This is a genomic window from Elioraea sp., assembly GCF_022842375.1.
In the GTDB taxonomy this organism is placed as follows: domain Bacteria; phylum Pseudomonadota; class Alphaproteobacteria; order Acetobacterales; family Acetobacteraceae; genus Elioraea_A.
In genome coordinates this window covers 1-19739 of the sequence record NZ_JALHPR010000020.1, presented here as the reverse complement: position 1 = coordinate 19739, position 19739 = coordinate 1, and the positions used below count along the sequence as shown (strand labels likewise).

Below are 19739 nucleotides of genomic sequence, written 5' to 3'. Positions count from 1 at the left end.
AAGCAATGAGCGCCACCGCCCCTGCCTCCCGCGTGCTGATCAGCGAGGTGGGCCCCCGCGACGGCTTGCAGAACGCCCACGCCATCATGCCGACGGAGGCCAAGCGCCGCTGGATCACCGCACTCGCCGCGGCCGGTCTCTCGGAGATCGAGGTCGGCTCCTTCGTGCGGCCCGACCGTGTGCCGCAGCTCGCCGACACGGCCGAGGTGGTGGCGCACGCGCTGACCCTGCCCGGCCTTACCGTCGCCGTTCTCGCGCCCAACGCCCGCGGGGCGGAGCGTGCGATCGCGGCCGGCGTGCACAAGATCACCGTGCCGGTGAGTGCCAGCCGCGCGCATGCGCTGGCCAATGTCGGCATGACGCCGGAACAATCGGTCGAGGCGCTGCGCGCGATCGCGGCGTTGCGCGATGCGGCGCCCGAGGGCCATCGGCCCACGATCGAGGGTGGGCTTTCGACCGCCTTCGGCTGCACGCTGCAGGGCGCGGTGCCGGAGGATGACGTGGTGCGGCTTGCCGTTGCCATGGTGGAGGCGGGGGCAGACGAGGTGGGGCTGTCGGACACGACAGGGATGGGCAACCCGTCCCAGGTAAAGCGCCTGGTGCGGGCGGTGCGTGCCGCGATCGGCCACCGCCTCTCGGGCGTTCACCTGCACGACACGCGTGGGCTCGCGCTCGCCAACGCCTTCGCCGCGTGGGAGGAGGGCATCGGCACATTCGACGGCTCGCTTGCTGGCCTCGGCGGCTGCCCCTTCGCGCCGGGCGCGTCGGGCAACGCGGTGACGGAGGATCTCGTCTCGATGTTCCACGACCTCGGCGTCGCCACCGGCATCGACCTCGACCGGCTGATCGCCGCGCGCGCCATCCTGGCCGAGGCGCTGCCGGGGGAGGCGCTGCACGGTGCGGCAGCGAAATGGCGTTCGGCGCGGGTGGCGGCATGAGCGCGCCATTGGCTGGGCTTCGCGTCGTCGAGCTCACCCACATGGTCATGGGCCCGACCTGCGGCCTCGTCCTCGGCGATCTTGGCGCCGACGTGGTGAAGGTGGAACCCGCGCCAGAGGGCGACAACACGCGCCGCCTGCTCGGCTCCGGCATGGGGTTCTTCGCGATGTACAATCGCAACAAGAAGAGCCTCGCCATCGACCTCAAGACCGAGCGCGGCAAGGCGGCGCTGCTGCGCCTGGCGGATCGTGCCGACATTTTCGTCGAGAATTTCCGCCCCGGTGCGATGGACCGGATGGGCTTCGGCTACGAGGCGCTGTCGGCGCGGAACCCGCGCCTGATCTACGTGAGCCACAAGGGCTTCCAGGACGGACCCTACCAGGACCGCACCGCTCTCGACGAGGTGGTGCAGATGATGGGCGGGTTGGCCTACATGACCGGCCCTCCGGGACAGCCGCTGCGCGCAGGCGCCTCGCTGAACGACGTGATGGGCGGCATGTTCGGCGCCATCGGCGTTCTCTCCGCCGTGATCGAGCGCGCGCGGACCGGCCGCGGCCAGCGCATCGTCTCCTCGCTCTACGAGAACACCGTGTTCCTGATGGGCCAGCACATGGCCATGCACGCGATGACGGGAAAGCCGCTCAACCCCATGTCGGTGCGCACGCCGGCGTGGGGTGTGTACGACATCTTCCCGACGGCGGATGGGCAGCAGATCTTCATCGGAATCGTCACAGATACGCAATGGCAGCAGGCGTGCAGCGCCTTCGGCCTTGACGCGCTTGCGGCCGACGCGACGCTGCGCACCAACAACGACCGGGTGCGCGGGCGCGAGCGGCTGATCCCCGCCCTCACCGAACGCTTCGGGGCGATGACGCGCGCCGAGCTCGCCGCTGCCTGCGAAGCCTGCGGGCTTCCTTTCGCGCCCATCGCCCGGCCCGATGAGCTGTTCGATGACCCGCATCTCGCGGCCTCCGGCGGCCTCGTTCCCGTGACGCTGCCCGACGGCAAGCCTTCGCGGCTGCCCGCCCTGCCGCTGGCGATGGACGGTGCGCGACCGACGCAGCGCCATGACGCGCCGGCCATCGGCGCGGATGGTCCCGCCGTGCTGGCCGAGGCCGGCATGAGTGCCGAGGAGATCGACGCGCTGCTGGCCGACGGCATCGTCGTGGTGCGTCCCGAGCGCCGATGACCGCGGCGATGAGCGCCATCGCCGTCGCCGGTCTCCACTTCGCGTATGACGGAACGCCCGCGCTTGGCGGCGTCAGCTTCGCCGCCGCACCCGGCAGCGTCACCGCGCTGGTCGGCCCCAACGGGGCGGGCAAGACGACGCTGATGCGCTGCCTCGCCGGGCTCGAAGTGCCGGACGCGGGCACCATCAGCCTCGCCGGCATCGACGTCGTGGCCGATCCACGGGCGGCGCGGGCGCGCATGGGGTTCCTGCAGGATTTCTTCGGCCTCTACGACAGGCTCAGCGTGCGCCGCTGCCTCGACTACGCCGCGCGCTCGCGCCTCGTGCCGGCGGCCGAACGGCCTGGGCGGATCGATGCCGTCGCCGCGTCCCTCGGCCTCGGCGGCCTGCTCGACCGCCAGGCCGCCGCCCTCTCGCGCGGCCAGCGCCAGCGCGTGGCGATCGGCACCGCCATCATCCACCGCCCGCCGGTGCTGATCCTCGACGAACCCGCAGCCGGCCTCGACCCCGAAGCGCGGGCGGAGCTTGCCGTGCTGCTGCGGCAGCTCGCGGCAGATGGCATGACGCTGCTCGTCTCCTCCCACATCCTCGCCGAGCTCGAGGACTATTCGACCGACGTGCTGATGCTCGACGCGGGCCAGGTGATCGGCCACGGCCCGCTGGTGCAGCCCGAGCGTCGCCTGGCGCTGGTGCTTGCCGGGGGTGACGGCGCGGCGGCCGCTTCCGCGCTGGTTGTCGAGGCGGGTGTCACCGCCGTCGCGGCCGAGGGGCTGACGGTCAGCTTCGACTTCGCCGGCAACAGGGCCGCTCAGGCAGCGCTGCTCGCGCGCCTCGTCGGCGCCGGCTGGGCGATCGCTGCGTTCGAGGAGCGGCAGGGCAGCATGCAGGACCTCTACCTCGCGCGGCTTCGCGCCGCACGCGGTGCGCCATGAACGCGGAGCTCGTCCGCAACCTCTGGCTCGAGATCACGCCGCAGCGGCTGATCGCCATGCCCGCCGTTCTCGGCCTCGTCTTTGCCATCGCCCATGTCGCCGAGGGGGCGGACGCGCTGCGCACCACGGCGTGGTGGATGGGCCTCGGCCTCGGCGTCATCTGGGGCACGCGACAGGCGGCGGGAGCGGTGATGGGCGAGGTCGCCGCGCGCACATGGGACAGCCAGCGGGCCAGCGCGCTGACGGCAGCCGAGATGACCTTCGGCAAGCTGTTCGGCGCCACCGCCTATGCCTGGTATGGCGTGGCGATCTGCCTTGCCGTGTTCCTCGCCGCCGGTGGCGATGTCGCGCGTGGCGCATCGCTGGGATTGCGCGTGCTGTTCGCGCATGGCGTGGCACTCTTCGCCTCGCTCGCGCTGCTCGCCCTCGGCGGGCGTGCGCTGGTGCTGACGTCGCTGCCGCACCTCGCTGGTATCCTGGCCGGGGCCGGCATGGACGATCCGCTCGCCTGGGCAGTGGAGGAAACGGGCTGGTACGGGCTCGGCGTCGACGGGGCAGTGTTCGCGCTGGCGACCTCGGCGCTGTTCTGCGGCTGGAGCGTGCTTGGCGCATGGCGGCTGATGGGCCGCGAGCTCACCGTGCCGCAACGGCGCTGGGCGTGGCCCGCTTTCGCGGTGTTCGTGGCGGCGTTCGCCGGCGGCTTCGGCTGGAGCGAGGGCGCCGTGGGTGCGCTCCGGGCAGCCTTCCTCGCGACGACGATCGCTGTCGCCGCCGCCGCGCTGCTCGAGCCGAAGTCGCGCGGCGAGATCGTCCGCCTGCTTGGCGGGCGGGTGGGCGATGCGCCGCCCTCGGTCCAGGCGCTGGCACTTGCCGCCATCCTCGCCGTGCTGCTGGGGTTCCGCGGTGTCGCGGTGCCCGAGGTTATGGGCAGCGATTTCGCCACGCTGCTGCCTGTGTCGGTCGTGCTGTTCCTCGCGCGCGACATCGCACTCACACGCCTCGTGGCACTTCGCGCTGGCGGGGTGCGCGGGGCGGTCACGGCGATCGTGTGGTTCGTCGTCCTCTACGCCGCCGTGCCGGGGCTGCTGGGCGCGGTCGACGTGGCGGTGCTGCTGCCGTTCTTCCTGCCGGTGCCGGTCGTTGGTCTCGGTGCCGGAACGTTCCTCACCCTTGGCGCCCCGGCGGTGCAGGCGGTTCTGCTCTGGGCGCTGCTCGCCGGACGGGTCCGGACGGGCCGCGCGGGGCGGCCCGCCCTGCCCACTACAGGCGCTCGAGCGTAAGCAGCGCGCGGTCGCCGATCCAGGCCTCGCGCAGCTGGCGCTCGGCCTCGTCTTCCGCCGCCAGATCGTTGCGGAGGCGTGCCACCTCGCGCATGCCGAAGATCGCCCAGCCGTTGCGCGGGGCAAGGCGCAGGCTGTCGCGGAACACCGCCTCGGCCTGGTCGACGTCGCCGGACAGCAGGAGTGCCGCGCCGAGGCTCTGGCGCGTCGGCACGTACCAGAACGGCGGCTCGCTGTAGGGCAGCCGGTCCTCGATGAACGCGGCACGCGCGAAGGCAGCGGCTGCCTCGCCGAACTGCCCGGCCGACATCGCGATCCGGCCGACGAGCATCTCGGCCGCGAGCCTGACCAGATCGGGCGCGGGAACGCCTCCGTCCGCCAACGCCGCAAGCGCCGGCTGGTCGGCGAGCGCGATCAGCCGCGCGCGCTCCTGCTCGGCAGACCCACGCTCGCCGCTTCGCGCGAACGCGATGCCGCGGGCGTAACGATAGGCTGCCTGGACGTAGGGAAGCTCGGCATCCGGCGGCGGCGCAGCCAGGACCTGCTCCGGTGCGGCGAACTGCGCGTGCGCGAACCACGGTGCCGCCATGATCGGCTGCACCCAGGCGGTGTCGCGCGCCGCCTCCTCGGTCACGGTCTCGGCAAGCGCCCGCGCGGTGGCGAGCACCGTCTCGGCATCACCCGCCATCTGCGCGCTCGCGAGCAGCATGTGCAGGTTGTGCGGATAGTAGGCCTGCGGATAGAGCCCGGTCGGGCGCGCGGCGGCGATGTAGGCCTGGTCTGCCGCCACGGCTGCACGGTTGAGCGCAAGCGAGTTGCGGTATTGTCCGACGCGGTAGAGGATATGGCTTCCCATGTGAACGAGATGGCCCGCGGCCGGCGCGAGCCCGGCGAGCCGTCCGGCTGCCGGCAGCGCACGCTCAGGGCGGTCGGACGCCTCTACCATGTGGATGTAGAGATGGATCGCGCCAATATGATCCGGGTCGGGCACGAGCGCCGGAAGCTTTTCGCCACGGCTCGCCGGGCCCGTCGGCGCAACCCCGAGCACCGCCTCCAGCAGCGCGATGATCTCGTCGGTCGCACCCTTGCCGGCGCGCCCGCCTTCGGTCCAGTAGTCCCACGGGGTCACGTTCATCAGCGCATCGGCGGCGAGGACGGCAACCTCGCGCTCGGCCGGGAAGCGAGCGACGACGCCGCGCATCGCACCGGCGTAGGCCCGGGCTGCAGCAGCGGGATTGGCGATCGGCTCTGCTCCGTAACGCTCCGCGAGCGCATCGACCAGCGCGCGTTCGATCGGCGTGACGCCGCCAGCAACTGCGCGGGCATGGTCGAGGGCTGCGCGGGCGGCGGGCAGTGCGGCTGGCGCCATCGGCGCGTTGATGTTCGGGCCGAGGGCCCAGGCCTCGCCCCAGAAGCACATCGCACAGGACGGATCGGCCTGCCGCCCGGCGCGGAACGCGCGCACCGCCTCGGCATGGTTGAACCCCCAGGCGAGGTTCAGCCCCTGGTCGAACCAGCCCTGCGCCTCGGCATTCGCGGTGACGCGCCAGGTGAGAATGCCCATCCCGTGGAGCCGCGGGGCCTCGGCACCGCCGGGAACCGTCGGCGCGACGCGCACCACGCCGAGCTCGCCCGGTCGGCCAGCGTAGTCCCGGCTCTCATGGCCCGACGCCGCCCATGGTGCTGCAAGCACGAGCGCCGTCGCGCTGGTGAGGAGCACGGCCCGGAGCCGTGCGAAGCGCCTGTCGTCGAACATCGTCGTGGTCCTTTCGTCGGTCTGGAGCGTCATGCGGACGCAGGTGCCGCGAGCGCGGATGCACGCGCGAAGGCAGCCTGGTTGAACGGGCTGTGCGGCTTCTGCACCAACCGCTGTGTTGCGAGCGCGCGTGCGAGCCCGCGATCACCCGCCCTGGTCGCTGCCTCAAGCGCGGTCAGGTGGATGACGTCGCGCTGCGCATGGCTGCCACCGAAACGATGCGCGATCGGGTGAAGGGCAGCGAGCTGTTCGGCGGCAGCGCGGTACTGCCCCGCGCCGAAGGCGGCGAGCGCCCGGGAAGCGGGCAGGCCCACCTCGCGTGCCATCATCGCGTTCGTTCCGCCGCCACGCGCCGCACGGCTGAGCGAGGCCATCGCGCGGTCCTGCGACGCAGGCCGGCCGGTGGCCACGAAGGCCATCATCGCGTGCACGTCGTTGAACGCGTACCAGGCATCATCGGCCAGCGTCTCCCACGCATCGGCGACGGAGGCGAAACGGTTGCCGACATCGACGCCGCGCAGCCAGAGGCGCCAGAGCATCGCCGAGGCATCGACGAGCTCGAGCGCGACGCGGCTGTCGCCGGGGCGGATGGCGGTGTCGTAGATTGCGAGCGCGGCGTCGAACCCGCCCGTGTCGAGGTGATGCAGCGCGAGGTGCCACCAGTTGTGGTAGGCGAGCATGTTGCCCGGCGCGCTTTCTGGCGCCCAGTCGTCGCGGCGGCCCTCCAGGAACGCGGCTCCTTCGTCGGTGCGGCCCTGCATCTCCATGACGTGCGCGACGGCGTGCACCGCCCAGGCATCGGCGCGGTTGAGCGCGAGCGCACGGTTGCCCTGCTCCTCGGCGCGGCCGTACTCGCCCATCTCCTCGAGGCCGAAGGCGTGCATGCCGAGGACGAAGCCGAAGCCCGGCACCGAGCCGTCCCAGGCGCGCAGCACCGAGGCCGGGCGGTCGCGCAGCATCATGCTTCGCCCCTGAAAGAAATCGACCTGGTGGGCCACCTGGAGCGCGAGCAGGTCGCGCGGATGATCGGCCAGCACGCGTGCGTAATGGTCGCCGGCACCGGCGAGGTCGCCGCGGTGCCAGGCGGCAAGGGCGGCGAAATGACCGCGCTCGCGCGCCGTCATGCGCCCGGCCATCGCCTGGCCCGCCGCGATCACCTCGGCCAGCTTCTCGTTCATCGCCGCCTCGGTCGAGCAGAGGAGCAGTCCGCCCTTCAGCGCCAGCGCCATCGGCATGTCGGGGCTGTCGCCGAGCACCGCCTCGATGCGGGCGAAGGGATCGGCGAAGTAGCCGTTGAAGAGCGCGAGCGCCTCCTCGAACCCATCGAGGGCGGCAGCGGAGGCGTGGCTGATCTCGCAGCCCCGCCTGTCGGTCATCGTCGTCCGGTCGGTCATGGCACCCATCCCGTGGAAGGTCGTTGCGGCGTCAGCTCAAAGGATCATCAGCCGCCGGCGCAACATCTGGTCGGTCGGCTGCGGCTCGAGCCCGATGTCGCGGAGCAGGTGCTCATCGAGCCCCTCGACCACCCGCAGGGTCGAACGCACCGCGATCCAAGCGGCGACGGCGGCAGAGAGGCGGGCGAACAGGCCCGTCGTGGCGGTGAGCCGGCCGGGCAGGCTTTCGGTACGGAACATCGTGATCTCCATCCTGTCAGGGCCGCGCCGGCATGGCGGGGCCGCATGCTGTGGCGCCGTTATCGCGATGGGCCGTTGCGTGCGTGTTTCCGGCAGGCGGGAATGGTGTTTCCGGTGTTTCACCCCGGGCGGAACGGGCGCGGCCTGCTTGATTGCCCGCGCCGCTGCGGCTAAAGCCGAGGGGGGAACTGTTGCGGGAATGGTCCGGGGCCGATGATGACCATGCTGCCCAGCCTGCTCGTGGTGGAGGATGAGCCCGACATCGCCGAAGCGGTCGCCGAGTACATGGCGGCCAACGGGCTTGCCGTGCGTACGGCCGGCGACGTTGCCGCCGCGCGCGCGCTGATCGCCAAGGCGATGCCGGATGTCGCCATGCTCGACATCGCCCTGCCCGGCGAGGATGGGCTATCGCTCGCACGCTCGCTCCGATCCGCGCATGGGCAGTCGATCGGCATCATCATGGTCACGGCCGCGTCCGACGTGGTCGACCGTGTCGTCGGGCTCGAGATCGGCGCCGACGACTATGTCGCCAAGCCGTTCGACCTGCGCGAGCTGCTGGCCCGCGTGCGTGCCGTGCTGCGCCGCGTGCAGGCGACGCGCGCCGCCATCGCCCTTCCCGCCAGGCCGGCGGAGCGACTCCCGTTCGGCCCCCATGTCGTGGACCTTGCCGCGCGCAAGCTGATCGACGACCAGGGTGCTGAGATTTCGCTGACGGCGATGGAGTTCGACCTTGTCCAGGCCTTCGCCGAGCGGCCGGGACGGGTACTCACGCGCGCACAACTGCTCGACATTGCCCACCCTGGAGGGTCGGATCCGTTCGACCGGTCGATCGATGTCAGGATCACGCGGCTTCGGCGCAAGATCGAGCGCAACCCCGATGCGCCGGCGCTGATCCGCACCGTCCGCGGCGCAGGCTACGTGTTCGAGGGCTGAGCATGGCGGACGAGCCGGGCGCGGCGTTCCCGCCAATGGACCCGGCCCTGTTCCGCAGCGTGCTCGACCGCGCGCTGACGCGCGTTGCCTTCATGGACCGTGACCGGCGGCATCGCTACGCCAACCCCGAATACGCCGCCTTCATGGGTGTCACCGTCGATGCCATCGTCGGCCGCACGGTCGAGGAGGTGCTCGGCGACGAGGTGCTCGGCGAGGAAGCGGCGCGGATGCTCGCGCCGCTGGCGGAGAAGGCGCTGGCCGGCGAGACGGTGCGCTGGCTCGGCTGGATGACGTATCCCGGCGGCAGGCGACGCTATGTCGAGCGCGTCTACCGACCCGTTCCGGGAGCGGACGGAACCGTCCAGGGCTACTTCACCATCGTCCGCGACCTGACGGATCTGAAGGAGCGTGAGGAGGATCTCGCCCGCCGCACGGCACAGCTCGAGGCCATCCTCGGCCACATCGCCGAGGGCGTGAACATCATCGACCAGAACGGCCGCGTCGTCCTCGCGAACCCAGGGTTTCTCAGGATGTACGGCTATCCGCCGGAGTTCGGCGAGCCGGGCATGCCGCTGGAGAGCTTCGTGCGCTGGCGGCTCGAACATGGCGTGTTCTACGCGCATGAGGGCACGGGCGAGGATATCGAGACGCTCGTGCAACGGCGAGTTTCGGCGATCACCGGAGCCGGCAGCGAAACAGTCGAGGAGACGCGCCCGGATGGGCGCATCTTCGAGGTGCGGCGTCGCCGCCTGCCCGATGGCGGGCTGCTCTCGACCTACACCGACGTCACCGCCGTGAAGGCGGCCGAGCGCGAGGTGCGGAGCCAGCGCGATGCCGTGCATCAGGCAGAGCGCCTCTCGGCCCTTGGTTCGCTGCTCGCCGGTGTCGCGCATGAGCTGAACAACCCGCTGTCCATCGTGATCGCGCATGCAACGCTGCTCGTGGAGCAGGCGGCGGCTGAACCGGCCCTCGGAGCGCGGGCGGTCAAGATCAGGTCGGCCGCGGAACGGTGCGGCAGGATCGTGCAGACCTTCCTCGGCATGGCGCGGCGGAAGCCGCCCGAGCGCAAGACGGTGCGCATCGCCACCGTGGTCGAGGCAGCGCTCGACCTCATCGGGTATGCGCTGCGCAGCGCCGGCATCACGGTGCTGCGCGAGCTGCCCGAGACGCTGCCCGAGATCGCAGCCGACCAGGACCAGCTCGTGCAGGTGCTCATCAACCTGCTGACCAACGCACAGCAGGCGCTTGGCCTCGTCGAGGGGAAGCGGCGGATCACAATTTCGGCAAAGCCGGCCGAAGGCGAGGATGGCGGCATCCTGCTCGCCGTGTCCGACAACGGGCCTGGCGTTCCCGCTGGCCTCCGCGCCAAGGTGTTCGATCCATTCTTCACCACGCGGCAGGAGGGCGGCGGCACCGGCGTCGGCCTCTCGCTCTGCCGCGCCATCGTCTCGGCGCATGCAGGAACGATCACGCTGGAGGAGAGCGAGGGGGGTGGGGCGCTGGTGCGCGTCATGCTGCCCCGCGGCACGCTCGACGTGCCGCAGCGCGAGGCGGAGGCGGAGCCAGCGCCCGGCCTCGTCGTCCGCCGCGTCCTCTCGGCGCTTGTCGTCGATGACGAGGAGGAGGTGGCCTCCGTCCTGGCCGAGATCCTGCGCGGGGACGGTTTCGTGGTCGATACGGTCTCGGACGGCCAGGCCGCGAAGCAGCGCCTCTCCGACCGCGGCTTCGACGTGGTGCTGTCCGACCTCCGCATGCCGGGGATCGATGGTGCGGCGCTGCACGCCTGGCTCGCCGAGGCGCGGCCGGAGCTTGCCGACCGCCTCGTGTTCGTCACCGGCGACAGGCTCGGTACCGGTGCCGATGCGCTGCTGGCCGCCACCGGCCGCCCGGTTCTCGCCAAGCCCTTCGCGCCGGCCGAGGTGCGCCGCGTCGTGCGTGCCGTCGCCGGCCGGTGAGCGGCCTCAGGCGGCGTCCTTGAATATCTGCTGTCAGGGAAGGTCCACCCCACCGACGGCGACCACGCGACGCTCGAGCCGGCGATAGCCGAGCCGCTCGTGCAAGCCGATGGCGTTCAGCGCCGCCGGCACGAACAGCCGCGTTGCGCGACGGTGTCGCCACAGGGGGCGAGCGGTTTCAATCGTTTCGCCGGATGTGCGGCGCGTCACACCACGCGCGAAGCCCTTTTGTTACCGTGAAGCACCGAAAACGGCTGCCGCTGGCAGCAGGAGGGCAGGATGCCCGATGGACACCAGGACAAGCTGTCGACCCGCCCCGCGCCGATGCCCCAGGGCGACATGCGGCACGCGTTGCAGCTGCTCCAGATCGACCGCGCCCTGGTCGATGTCGGGCTGCTGCGCACCTTCGTCTCGGGCCACAACGATGCGAGCCTCGAACGCGCGCTGGCTGACCGCACCTTGGCTGACCGCACCTTGGCCGACCGCGCCTCCGCCACGCAGGCCGCGGCACCGCTGAAGGAGGCCTTCCTCCGGCGCATTGCCGAGATCGAGCAGATGGACATCGCTGCCATCGGCCGCGACCCCGACGCGAGCGCGTTCCTTTTCTGCGCCCGCGACACGCTGAACGCGGCCGCAGCACCTGCCGATGCCTACACGATCGCCTTCACCGGCTTCTATACGGGCGGCCTGCCCGAAGCGGCGGTGCTGCGCCATAGATCCGACTTCGCCGAGATGCACCGCCAGGCGCGGGTGAGCAAGGCGGTGACATCGGTCCTCGCCATCGCCGGCATCGCCGCCGTGATGCTCGCCGTCTCGCTGTCGGTCCATGCCATGGTCGGCAAGACCGTGCTCGACCAGGTCAGGGCGACGGGAGCGGCGCTCGCGGCGATCGAGAAGGACGTCGCCGCCGCCGACACCGCCGCGATCAGCGCCATCGACCCCAAGCCAGGCCTCTGGACCGCAATCGTTCCCCGCCTGTGTGACCGCGTCGCCCTCCTGCCCGGCCCGGGAACGCCGCCTGAGCGGATGCTCTACGGCTTCGAGGGCCCGGCGCACTGGCTGCTCTGCGACACGCGGCGGGAGGCGCTGTTCCGCCACAACGTCGCGAAATCCGAGCTCGCGACCTGGATAGACCGCACCACGGGCGTCGCCACCGTGAAGGCCACGGGGGCCGCGAAAGGCGGCACTGCCGTGGCCGACCCGATCGCCCTCGCGAACTTCCAGCCGGCTGGGGCGGACGCGAACGGCGAGCCGGAGCGCGTCTACAACGGCTCCTGGATCAGCTGGCTTCCGGGCCTCTCGGTCCGCGACATCAGCCAGCACACGAGCTACACCTCGGAGCAGGTCGGCGGGGCGCTGCTCAGCGCGCTGGGCATCTACTACCTGCCGGTGCTGTTCGGCGTGCTCGGCGGCGCCGTCTATGCGGTGCGGCGGCTGAACAACAAGATCGTGTCGAGCGAACTGCACCCGCGCGACTGGCGGCACGCGCTGTTCCGCATCTTCATGGCGTTCCTGCTCGGCGGCTGCATCGGACTGTTCTTCCGCGCCGAGGGAACGACGGTCGATGGCCCGGCCGGCACGGTGGCGCTCTCGATCGCCGCGCTGGCCTTCCTCGCCGGCTACTCGGTCGAGGTCGTATTCCGGTTCTTCGACCTGGTGATCGCCCAGGCGCTTCGCGTGGTCACGGCGATCGCACCGGCCGGCGGCGGCGTGCCGGGGCAGGCCGCGGCGGGCCACCCACGCGGCGCCTGAGCGCCGGGCCCCTCAGCCTTCGAGGGGCACCAGCCTGATCCGCCGCCCCTCGGCCGCGAGGGCGATGCGGCCTGCCTTCAACGCCAGCGCCGCCTCGCCGAACACGCTGCGCCGCCAGCCATGCAGGGCGGGAACATCGGGCTCGTCCTCCGTCGCCAGCCGGTCGATGTCATCGGAGGAGGCGAGCAGCTTCTGCGCCACGTCATGCTCGTCGCACTTGGCCTGCAGCAGCACCTTCAACAGCGCCACCATGGCCGGCGAGGGCTTGATGCCGTTGCCGCGGGCGGGCAGCTCAGGCAGCGCCGCATCGGGCAGGCCCTGCGCCTCGGCCATCGCGGCGATCAATGCCGCCCCTGCCTTGCCCTCGGCCAGCCCGCGGGGAAAGCCGCGGGCGCGCATGAGTGCCACGGCATCGCCAGGCACCTGGGCTGCGACCTCGAGCAGCGTCTCGTCCTTCACCACGCGCTGGCGGGGGATGTTGAGCCGCTGCGCCTCGCGCTCGCGCCAGGCGGCGGCGGCGCGGAGAACGGCGAGGAAGCGGCGGTTGGTCGTGCGCGGCTTGAGCCGTACCCAAGCGTCCTCCGGCTCGGTGCGGTAGGTGGCGGGCTCGGCCAGCACGGCCATCTCCTCGGCCACCCAGGCAAGCCGCCCCTCGCGCTCGAGCCGCGCCTTCAGCTTCTCGTAGACTCGGCGGAGATAGGTGACGTCGGCCGCCGCGTAGGTGATCTGCTGCTGGGTGAGCGGGCGGGCGGACCAGTCGCTGAACCGGAAGGCCTTGTCGATCGAGGCTCCCGTCAGCGCGCCGACCAGCGCGTCATACCCAACCTGGTCGCCGAAGCCGGCGACCATCGCGGCGATCTGGGTGTCGAACAACGGTGCCGGCACCCGCCCGGTACGAAGGACGAAGATCTCGATGTCCTGCCGCGCGGCATGGAACACCTTCACCACGTTGGGGTTGTCGAACAGCGCGTAGAGGGGGGCGAGGTCGAGCCCCTCGGCTTCCGCGTCGACCACCGCGACGTCGTCCGGCCCGGCGAGCTGCACGACGCAGAGCTCGGGCCAGTAGGTGCGCTCGCGCATGAACTCGGTATCGACCGTGACGAAGGGCGCCTCGGCCAGCCGCGTGCAGAGGGCGGCCAGCGCGTCGGTCGTCTCGATCTGCTGAGGCGGGGGAAAGCCAGCCTTGGAGGGGCGGTTCATCGGCTCCCTTTACACGGGCCCGGGCGCGGCTCCAACCGTCCAGCCGCATGGACCGACGCCATGCGCTTGACAGGGGGCCCCCCGGCCGGTTCCTTGCCGCGCCACCCAACTCCCCCCAGCGCCCGGAGCGCAGAGAGCCACATGCACGCGTATCGCACCCATACCTGCGGCCAGCTTCGCCAGACCGATGCGGGGGCCACCGTGCGGCTTTCCGGCTGGGTGCACCGCAAGCGCGACCATGGCGGGCTGCTGTTCATCGACCTGCGCGACCATTACGGCCTCACCCAGCTCGTTCTCGACCAGGGCAACCCGGCCCTGGCGGATGCCGAGCGCATCCGCCCAGAGAGCGTGATCACCATCACCGGCGAGGTCGTCCTCCGCTCGCCCGACACGGTGAACCAGAAGCTGCCGACCGGGTCGGTCGAGGTGCGGGTGCGCGCGATCGAGGTGCAATCGGCCGCCGAGGTGCTGCCGATCCAGGTGGCGGGCGAGGCCGAGTTCCCCGAGGAGATGCGGCTGACCTATCGCTTCATCGACCTCCGCCGCGATCGCATCCACCGCAACATCATCCTGCGCTCGAACGTCATCGCCTCGATCCGGCGGCGGATGATCGAGGCAGGCTTCACCGAGTTCCAGACGCCGATCCTGACGGCCTCCTCGCCCGAGGGGGCGCGCGACTTCCTGGTTCCCGCACGGCTGCATCCGGGCAAGTTCTACGCCCTGCCCCAGGCGCCGCAGCAGTTCAAGCAGCTCGCCATGGTCGCGGGCTTCGACCGCTACTTCCAGATCGCGCCCTGCTTCCGCGACGAGGCTTCCCGCGCCGACCGGAGCCCGGGCGAGTTCTACCAGCTCGACTTCGAGATGAGCTTCGTGACGCAGGACGACGTGTTCGCGACGATCGAGCCCGTGCTCGCCGGCGTGTTCGAGGAGTTCGCCGAAGGCCGCGGCGTGACGCCGCCGCCCTTCCCGCGCATCCCGTTCGACCAGGCGATGCTGGAGTTCGGCTCCGACAAGCCGGACCTGCGCAACCCGCTCCGCATCAAGGACGTGACGGAGGCGTTCCGGGGCGGCGGGTTCGGGCTGTTCGCGCGCGCGATCAACACCGGTGCGGTGGTGCGCGCCATCCCCGCCCCCGGCGCCGGCGGCCGGCCGCGCAGCTTCTTCGACAAGCTGAACGAGTGGGCGCGCGAGCAGGGGGCGGGCGGCTTGGGCTACATCACCTTCGAGGGGGGCGAGGCCAAGGGGCCGATCGCCAAGAACCTCGAGGCCGATCGCTGCGAGGCGATCCGTGCCGCGTTCGACTTGGGCGACGGCGATGCGGTGTTCTTCGCCTGCGACAAGGAAGCGGCCGCGGCGAAGTTCGCGGGAGCCGTGCGCACCCGGCTTGGCGGCGAGCTCGACCTCATCGAGAAGGGCGCCTTCCGCTTCTGCTGGATCACCGATTTCCCGATGTATGAGAAGAACGAGGACACCGGCGCGATCGAGTTCAGCCACAACCCCTTCTCGATGCCGCAGGGCGGGCTCGAGGCGCTGAACACGATGGACCCGCTGGCGATCAAGGCGTTCCAGTACGACATCGTCTGCAACGGCATCGAGCTGTCCTCCGGCGCGATCCGCAACCACCGGCCCGACGTGATGATCCGCGCCTTCGAGATCGCGGGCTATCCGGCGTCCGAGGTCGAGGCGCGGTTCGGCGGCATGCTGAACGCCTTCCGCTACGGCGCGCCGCCGCATGGCGGCTCGGCACCCGGCATCGACCGCATCGTGATGCTGCTGGCCGATGAGCCGAACATCCGGGAGGTGATCCTGTTCCCGATGAACCAGCAGGCCGAGGACCTGATGATGGGCGCGCCCGCCACCATCCCGCCGGAGCGTCTGAAGGAACTCTCGATCAGGCTCGACCTGCCGCCGCCAAAGAAGGGCTAGAGCAAGAGCGGCTTACGTTGAATCGTGCAGCGATCCGTAAGCCGATAACGTTGCTCGCAAAGAATGGCTGGACCGTGATCCGCCAAGACGGATCACGGACTAGGCAACCACCTCGCGGTCGAGCAGCGCCTCGGCGGGCTCGTTACCGGCGAAGGGTGCAAGCCCGACCGAGACGGCAAGCCTCTCCGCCTCCCCCTCGAACACGAGCGTCAGCCGCGCGATCGCCTGGGCGAGGCGTGCGGCGGAGCCGAGCGCTGCCTCGTGATCGATCCTGCTGATCAGCACGCCGAAGCTGCCGGCGCCGAGATGGCCGACCGAGTCATCAGCGCGCACGGCATGGCGCAGCCCCTCGGCGACCATCAGCAATGCCGCGTCGACGCCAGGGGCACCGAAGCGACCGGCGATGGCAGCGACGCTGTCGAGATCGACGAAGATGAGGACGCCGGGTTCGTTGTGCCGCCGGGCTTCCGCCAGGCGCTCGGCGAGGCGTGAGCGAAGGCCGCGGCGGTTCAGGAGCCCGGTCGTCGCATCGGTGCTGGCGAAATGCTCGAGCATCCGCCGCCGGGCCGCCCGGCCCCTCAACGCCCGCCCCGCCCCGCGCGCGATCTCCTCCGCCCGCGCCAGCACGGCGCGCCGCGAGGCCTGGTCGGGCAGGTGGCGGTGCACCTCGGCCAGCAGCGTGGGAATCGCCTGCGATGGCGCGGTGCGGGTCAGCGGCATCGCTGGGGCCGGCGTGTCGAACGGCATGGCGGTCTCCTCTCCTGCGGCCGTGGTGGCGGCCGCCCGCGCGATCGTGAGGCAACCGCCGTGCCAGCGCTCACGCCCCGGTGAGGCCTCGCTCCATCCGCTGTTCCTCCGCCTGCCGCACGCCAGCGCCCGGCAAGTCCTGCAGCGCCTGGGCAGGGCTGACCCGGCAGGCGATTCCCATCTCAGCGTGGCAGGCCCCTGGAGCGGGCCTCGCCGCCCCCATATGGTGGGAAGCGAATCGCGAAAGGATCATCGATGCGCGGCCAGCACCAGCTTCTCCTCGCCGCCCTCCTCCTCGCCGCCCCCCCGCTCCTGGCGGGACCGGCAGTGGCGGAGCTTGCCTCGCACCGGGCCGCCTACCGGCTCTCGCTCGACACCGCCCGCGGCAATGCGGGGATCGAGAGCGCATCGGGGGCGATGCTGTACGAGGTGGTCGACCAGTGTGACGCCTGGACCGTGCAGCAGCGCTTCACGCTGGCCATCGTCGGCCGTGACGGACAGGGCACGGAGCGGCAGTCGGACTACGTGACGTGGGAGGCGAAGGATGGGCGGTCGATGCGCTTCCGCCTCCGCCAGGTGGTGGACGGACAGGTGGCGCAGACCATCGTCGGCGAAGCCAGGCTCGACGCGCCGGGCGGCGAGGGCAGCATCCGCTATCGCGAGCCGTCTGAGGTGGAGTTGCCGCTGCCGCGCGGCACGCTGTTCCCGATGATCCACACGCTGAAGATGTTCGAGGCGGCACGCGCCGGGCAGCGCACGCTCGGCGCGCCGCTGTTCGACGGCACCTCCGCCGACGGGGCGATGGAGAGCAACACTGCCATCGTCAGCCGCGTGGCGCCGGAGGACGTGCGGTTCCCCGCGCTGTCGCCGCTCGCCTCGTGGCGGGTGAGGATCGCCTTCTTCGAGCCGACGAACACGTCCGGCAGCCCCGACTACGAGGTGGGCATCCGCTACTGGGAGAACGGCATCGCCGACGAACTCAAGATGGATTTCGGCGACTTTGTGGTCGAGGGGAAGATGGAGACGCTGGAGATCATCCCCGGCGGCTGCTGAGCGCCGCGCATCGCCCGGCGAGCCCCCCCGCGCGTCGTGGTGGACGCGCTGCCACAGGCCCGCCCATCATCAGCGCGGGCGGGATGGATGGAACGGGGGGCTCGGATGCCAGGCAACTTCGCCGACCTGAAGCAGCACGCGACGAAAATCCTCAAGTACACGCAGAAGAAGACCCTGCCCCACCTGCCGCGCAAGACAGCCGAGGGGGGCGACAGGATCAACGAGGTCCAGTTCTCCGAGGATGAGTTCAAGGCGATGCAGACGGGCATCTGCGCCGCACTCGCATGCGCGTGGCTGCGCGAGAAGCTCGCCGCACCGGCTGACCTCGCCTTCAAGGCGCGATCCTCGGATGGCGATCCGCACACGGGGCGAAACCTCGCCATCGCCCTCGATGCCGCCCCCCACTACCTCGCCTACGCCGGTACTGCGAGCACGTCAAAGCTGCTTGCGCGGTTCGGCCTGTCCGCCGGCACCCAGCCCCACCCGACCGACATCCTGAAGCAGGACAGCAGGCCGATCGTCATCCGCGAGCGCGTCAGGGGAGAGTGGCGCGAGCGCAACAGCATGACGACGGACGTCAACGTCCCGGACAGCATGGTGAAGGCCTGCGGCACGCAGGTCCTCAAGAAGGGCGTGGGCATCTACGCCGCGCTGTCGGTCGTCGCCGAGGTCGAGGGCAAGTCCGGTGGCGGGCACGCCGTCGCGATCTACAGGAGCCGCGGCAGCACGCTGTACTTCTTCGATCCGAATTGCGGGGTCTACGAGGTCCTGAAGCCCGCGACGTTCTTCCACGCCTGGGTCGGCTGCTACAAGAAGATCGGCTACGGCATCGCCTACAACGAGAACCGGACGGACGGGTTCACGTATGTCGCTGCCGGGTGAGGCAGGATGGCCGCCCAGGCGCCGGCATGAGGCTGCCTCAGCGTAGCCCTCGCCCCTTGCCGATCACGCCGGAGCCGAACTTTTCCCTGAGCCTGTCCATCGCCTGGTCCATCGCCTTGCGTTTCGGCGCCGCGGGGTCGGCGAGGTCGCCGCGGTCGGCGTCGCGCCCGTCGGCCAGCGGGTCGGCGCCGATGCCGATCAGGCGGAACCGCGCACCCGTCGCCTCGCGGGCCAGCAGGCCGCGCGCGGCGGCGAACAACGTATCGGCCATCTGCGTCGGCTCCGGCAGGCGCGCGTGGCGGGTGCGGCTGACGAAGCCCGATGTCTTGAGCTTCAGCGTCACGCCCCCGGCCGCCAGCCCCTTCGCCTTCAGCCTTCCCGAGAGCTTCTCGGCCAGCGGCCAGAGCGCGCGCTCGAGATCGGCGAGTGCCGAGAGATCGTCGTTGAACGTCGTCTCCGCGCTGATCGACTTCGCCTCGCGCGAGGGGTCGACCGCCCTTCCATCCTCCCCCCGCGCCATTGCCGCGAGCGCTGGCCCGTCATCGCCGAGCGCGCGCAGCGCGGCGGGTGGCGGGAGAATGGCGATCTGCCCGAGCGTAACGAACCCCTTCGCCGCCAGCCGCGCGGCTGCCTTCGGCCCGACGCCAGGCAGGGCGGAGACGGGCATGGGTGCCAGGACCGACGCCGCATCGGCCTGACCGATCACCGCGAAGCCGCGGGGCTTGTCACGCTCCGCCGCCATCTTGGCGAGCATGCGGTTCGGTGCCAGCCCGATCGAGACGGTGACGCGCACCTCGCGCTCCACGTCACGCGCAAGCCGGGCCAGCACCACCGCCGGCGGGGCCTGGTGCAGCGCCTCCGTGCCCGTGAGGTCGAGCACCGCCTCGTCGATCGACAGCGGCTGGACGAGCGGCGTGAGGCGCTCCATCAGCGAGCGCACGGCACGGCCGGCTTCGACGTACTTCGCCATGTCGGGGCGGATCACCACGGCGTGCGGGCAGAGGGCAAGCGCCTTGAACATCGGCATGGCACTCCGCACGCCATAGGTGCGCGCGACATAGCACGCAGCGGTGACGACGCCGCGCCTGCCGCCGCCGACGATCAGGGGCTTGTCAGCAAGCTCCGGCCTGTCGCGCTTCTCGACGGAGGCATAGAACGCATCGCAATCGAGATGCGCGATGGCGAGCGAGAAGAGCTCCGGGTGCCGAACGATGCGCGGGCTGCCGCAGGCCTCGCAGCGCTGCGCCTCATCAGCCACCGCCGCATCGCAGTCACGGCACATGGCAGGCATCGCTCAGCCGCGCGCAGCGATGGGCCAGAGCCAGGCGGCCCCGCGCACGCCGGAACTGTCGCCGTGCTTCGCCTTCAGGATCGGCGTGTGGACGACATCCGAGAACACGTAGGGGCTGAGGCGCACCGGCACCTCGCTGTAGAGGTGCTCGAGGTTGGAGAGACCGCCGCCGAGCACGATCGCGTCGGGGTCGAGCAGGTTGATCACCCCGGCCAGGCCGCGGGCGAGCCTGTCGGCGTGGCGGGCCAGCGCGGCGCGGGCCACCGGGTC

General features: G+C 71.2%; 18 protein-coding genes. 10 read left to right on the top strand and 8 right to left on the bottom strand.

Annotation, left to right across the window (positions count from 1 at the left end; all coding sequences use genetic code 11):
• Positions 1-5 precede the first annotated feature (5 nt).
• Genes Q0C38_RS15960 through Q0C38_RS15945 form a run of 4 tightly spaced genes read left to right on the top strand, consistent with a single transcriptional unit; the run spans position 6 to position 4340 of the window.
• Positions 6-938: a hydroxymethylglutaryl-CoA lyase gene (locus tag Q0C38_RS15960; RefSeq protein WP_291298108.1), complete on the top strand. Its 933-nt coding sequence runs from the start codon at positions 6-8 to the stop codon at positions 936-938.
• Positions 935-2128: a CaiB/BaiF CoA-transferase family protein gene (locus Q0C38_RS15955; protein ID WP_291298107.1), complete on the top strand. Its 1194-nt coding sequence runs from the start codon at positions 935-937 to the stop codon at positions 2126-2128. The genes Q0C38_RS15960 and Q0C38_RS15955 overlap by 4 nt, the downstream gene beginning before the upstream one ends.
• Positions 2129-2136: 8 nt before the next feature.
• Positions 2137-3060: an ABC transporter ATP-binding protein gene (locus tag Q0C38_RS15950; protein WP_291298106.1), complete on the top strand. Its 924-nt coding sequence runs from the start codon at positions 2137-2139 to the stop codon at positions 3058-3060.
• Positions 3057-4340: a hypothetical protein gene (locus Q0C38_RS15945; RefSeq protein WP_291298105.1), complete on the top strand. Its 1284-nt coding sequence runs from the start codon at positions 3057-3059 to the stop codon at positions 4338-4340. Before Q0C38_RS15950 ends, Q0C38_RS15945 begins: the two co-directional genes overlap by 4 nt.
• Here the strand turns inward: Q0C38_RS15945 and Q0C38_RS15940 are convergent.
• From Q0C38_RS15940 to Q0C38_RS15930, 3 genes are read right to left on the bottom strand one after another with little or no spacing between them, the layout of a single operon-like run.
• Positions 4321-6129 (bottom strand): hypothetical protein, encoded by a 1809-nt coding sequence (locus Q0C38_RS15940; protein ID WP_291298104.1) that lies wholly within the window; start codon positions 6127-6129, stop codon positions 4321-4323. The two genes, Q0C38_RS15945 and Q0C38_RS15940, sit on opposite strands and share 20 nt — an antisense overlap.
• Complete coding sequence (locus Q0C38_RS15935) at positions 6126-7490, bottom strand: tetratricopeptide repeat protein (RefSeq protein WP_291298103.1); 1365 nt, start codon at positions 7488-7490, stop codon at positions 6126-6128. The genes Q0C38_RS15940 and Q0C38_RS15935 overlap by 4 nt, the downstream gene beginning before the upstream one ends.
• 36 nt (positions 7491-7526) lie before the next feature.
• Positions 7527-7742: a DUF1127 domain-containing protein gene (locus tag Q0C38_RS15930; protein WP_291298102.1), complete on the bottom strand. Its 216-nt coding sequence runs from the start codon at positions 7740-7742 to the stop codon at positions 7527-7529.
• Positions 7743-7946: 204 nt separating this feature from the next.
• Between Q0C38_RS15930 and Q0C38_RS15925 the strand changes: the two genes are divergently transcribed.
• On the top strand, positions 7947-8663 hold the full coding sequence (locus tag Q0C38_RS15925; protein ID WP_291298101.1) for a response regulator: 717 nt from the start codon (positions 7947-7949) through the stop codon (positions 8661-8663).
• A 2-nt stretch (positions 8664-8665) separates the two neighbouring features.
• A complete protein-coding gene (locus tag Q0C38_RS15920) occupies positions 8666-10618 on the top strand; it encodes a PAS-domain containing protein (RefSeq protein WP_291298100.1) in 1953 nt (650 codons plus the stop codon).
• 33 nt (positions 10619-10651) lie between these two features.
• On the opposite strand, the gene Q0C38_RS15915 is transcribed toward Q0C38_RS15920, so the two are convergent.
• The gene (locus tag Q0C38_RS15915) at positions 10652-10828 is read right to left on the bottom strand and encodes a hypothetical protein (RefSeq protein WP_291298099.1); all 177 of its coding nucleotides are present in this window, start codon (positions 10826-10828) and stop codon (positions 10652-10654) included.
• Between the two features lie 69 nt (positions 10829-10897).
• On the opposite strand from Q0C38_RS15915, the gene Q0C38_RS15910 reads away from it, so the two are divergent.
• A complete protein-coding gene (locus Q0C38_RS15910) occupies positions 10898-12370 on the top strand; it encodes a hypothetical protein (RefSeq protein ID WP_291298098.1) in 1473 nt (490 codons plus the stop codon).
• Between the two features lie 12 nt (positions 12371-12382).
• Here the strand turns inward: Q0C38_RS15910 and rnd are convergent, their stop codons facing one another.
• Entirely contained in the window at positions 12383-13570 is a 1188-nt protein-coding gene (rnd, locus tag Q0C38_RS15905; RefSeq protein ID WP_291298097.1) for a ribonuclease D, read from the bottom strand.
• 141 nt (positions 13571-13711) lie between these two features.
• Between rnd and aspS the strand changes: the two genes are divergently transcribed.
• Entirely contained in the window at positions 13712-15496 is a 1785-nt protein-coding gene (gene aspS / locus Q0C38_RS15900; protein ID WP_291298096.1) for an aspartate--tRNA ligase, read from the top strand.
• 99 nt (positions 15497-15595) lie between these two features.
• On the opposite strand, the gene Q0C38_RS15895 is transcribed toward aspS, so the two are convergent.
• Entirely contained in the window at positions 15596-16243 is a 648-nt protein-coding gene (locus tag Q0C38_RS15895; RefSeq protein WP_291298095.1) for a GGDEF domain-containing protein, read from the bottom strand.
• A 255-nt stretch (positions 16244-16498) separates the two neighbouring features.
• Between Q0C38_RS15895 and Q0C38_RS15890 the strand changes: the two genes are divergently transcribed.
• Positions 16499-17296 (top strand): cell envelope integrity EipB family protein, encoded by a 798-nt coding sequence (locus Q0C38_RS15890; RefSeq protein WP_291298094.1) that lies wholly within the window; start codon positions 16499-16501, stop codon positions 17294-17296.
• 105 nt (positions 17297-17401) lie between these two features.
• Positions 17402-18178 (top strand): YopT-type cysteine protease domain-containing protein, encoded by a 777-nt coding sequence (locus Q0C38_RS15885; protein WP_291298093.1) that lies wholly within the window; start codon positions 17402-17404, stop codon positions 18176-18178.
• A 37-nt stretch (positions 18179-18215) separates the two neighbouring features.
• Here the strand turns inward: Q0C38_RS15885 and Q0C38_RS15880 are convergent, their stop codons facing one another.
• Positions 18216-19469: a DNA polymerase IV gene (locus Q0C38_RS15880; protein ID WP_291298092.1), complete on the bottom strand. Its 1254-nt coding sequence runs from the start codon at positions 19467-19469 to the stop codon at positions 18216-18218.
• 3 nt (positions 19470-19472) lie between these two features.
• Positions 19473-19739: ROK family protein (locus Q0C38_RS15875; protein ID WP_291298091.1), on the bottom strand; the 267-nt coding region annotated here is incomplete at its 5' end.

Coding starts and splice junctions, on each gene's coding strand:
- Q0C38_RS15945 (WP_291298105.1), top strand. CDS start 3,057: ATGAACGCGGAGCTCGTCCGCAACCTCTGGCTCGAGATCACGCCGCAG.
- Q0C38_RS15910 (WP_291298098.1), top strand. CDS start 10,898: ATGCCCGATGGACACCAGGACAAGCTGTCGACCCGCCCCGCGCCGATG.
- Q0C38_RS15880 (WP_291298092.1), bottom strand. CDS start 19,469: ATGCCTGCCATGTGCCGTGACTGCGATGCGGCGGTGGCTGATGAGGCG.
- Q0C38_RS15950 (WP_291298106.1), top strand. CDS start 2,137: ATGAGCGCCATCGCCGTCGCCGGTCTCCACTTCGCGTATGACGGAACG.
- Q0C38_RS15885 (WP_291298093.1), top strand. CDS start 17,402: ATGCCAGGCAACTTCGCCGACCTGAAGCAGCACGCGACGAAAATCCTC.
- Q0C38_RS15955 (WP_291298107.1), top strand. CDS start 935: ATGAGCGCGCCATTGGCTGGGCTTCGCGTCGTCGAGCTCACCCACATG.
- Q0C38_RS15895 (WP_291298095.1), bottom strand. CDS start 16,243: ATGCCGTTCGACACGCCGGCCCCAGCGATGCCGCTGACCCGCACCGCG.
- Q0C38_RS15960 (WP_291298108.1), top strand. CDS start 6: ATGAGCGCCACCGCCCCTGCCTCCCGCGTGCTGATCAGCGAGGTGGGC.
- Q0C38_RS15925 (WP_291298101.1), top strand. CDS start 7,947: ATGACCATGCTGCCCAGCCTGCTCGTGGTGGAGGATGAGCCCGACATC.
- rnd (WP_291298097.1), bottom strand. CDS start 13,570: ATGAACCGCCCCTCCAAGGCTGGCTTTCCCCCGCCTCAGCAGATCGAG.
- Q0C38_RS15935 (WP_291298103.1), bottom strand. CDS start 7,490: ATGACCGACCGGACGACGATGACCGACAGGCGGGGCTGCGAGATCAGC.
- Q0C38_RS15940 (WP_291298104.1), bottom strand. CDS start 6,129: ATGACGCTCCAGACCGACGAAAGGACCACGACGATGTTCGACGACAGG.
- Q0C38_RS15890 (WP_291298094.1), top strand. CDS start 16,499: ATGCGCGGCCAGCACCAGCTTCTCCTCGCCGCCCTCCTCCTCGCCGCC.
- Q0C38_RS15920 (WP_291298100.1), top strand. CDS start 8,666: ATGGCGGACGAGCCGGGCGCGGCGTTCCCGCCAATGGACCCGGCCCTG.
- Q0C38_RS15930 (WP_291298102.1), bottom strand. CDS start 7,742: ATGGAGATCACGATGTTCCGTACCGAAAGCCTGCCCGGCCGGCTCACC.
- aspS (WP_291298096.1), top strand. CDS start 13,712: ATGCACGCGTATCGCACCCATACCTGCGGCCAGCTTCGCCAGACCGAT.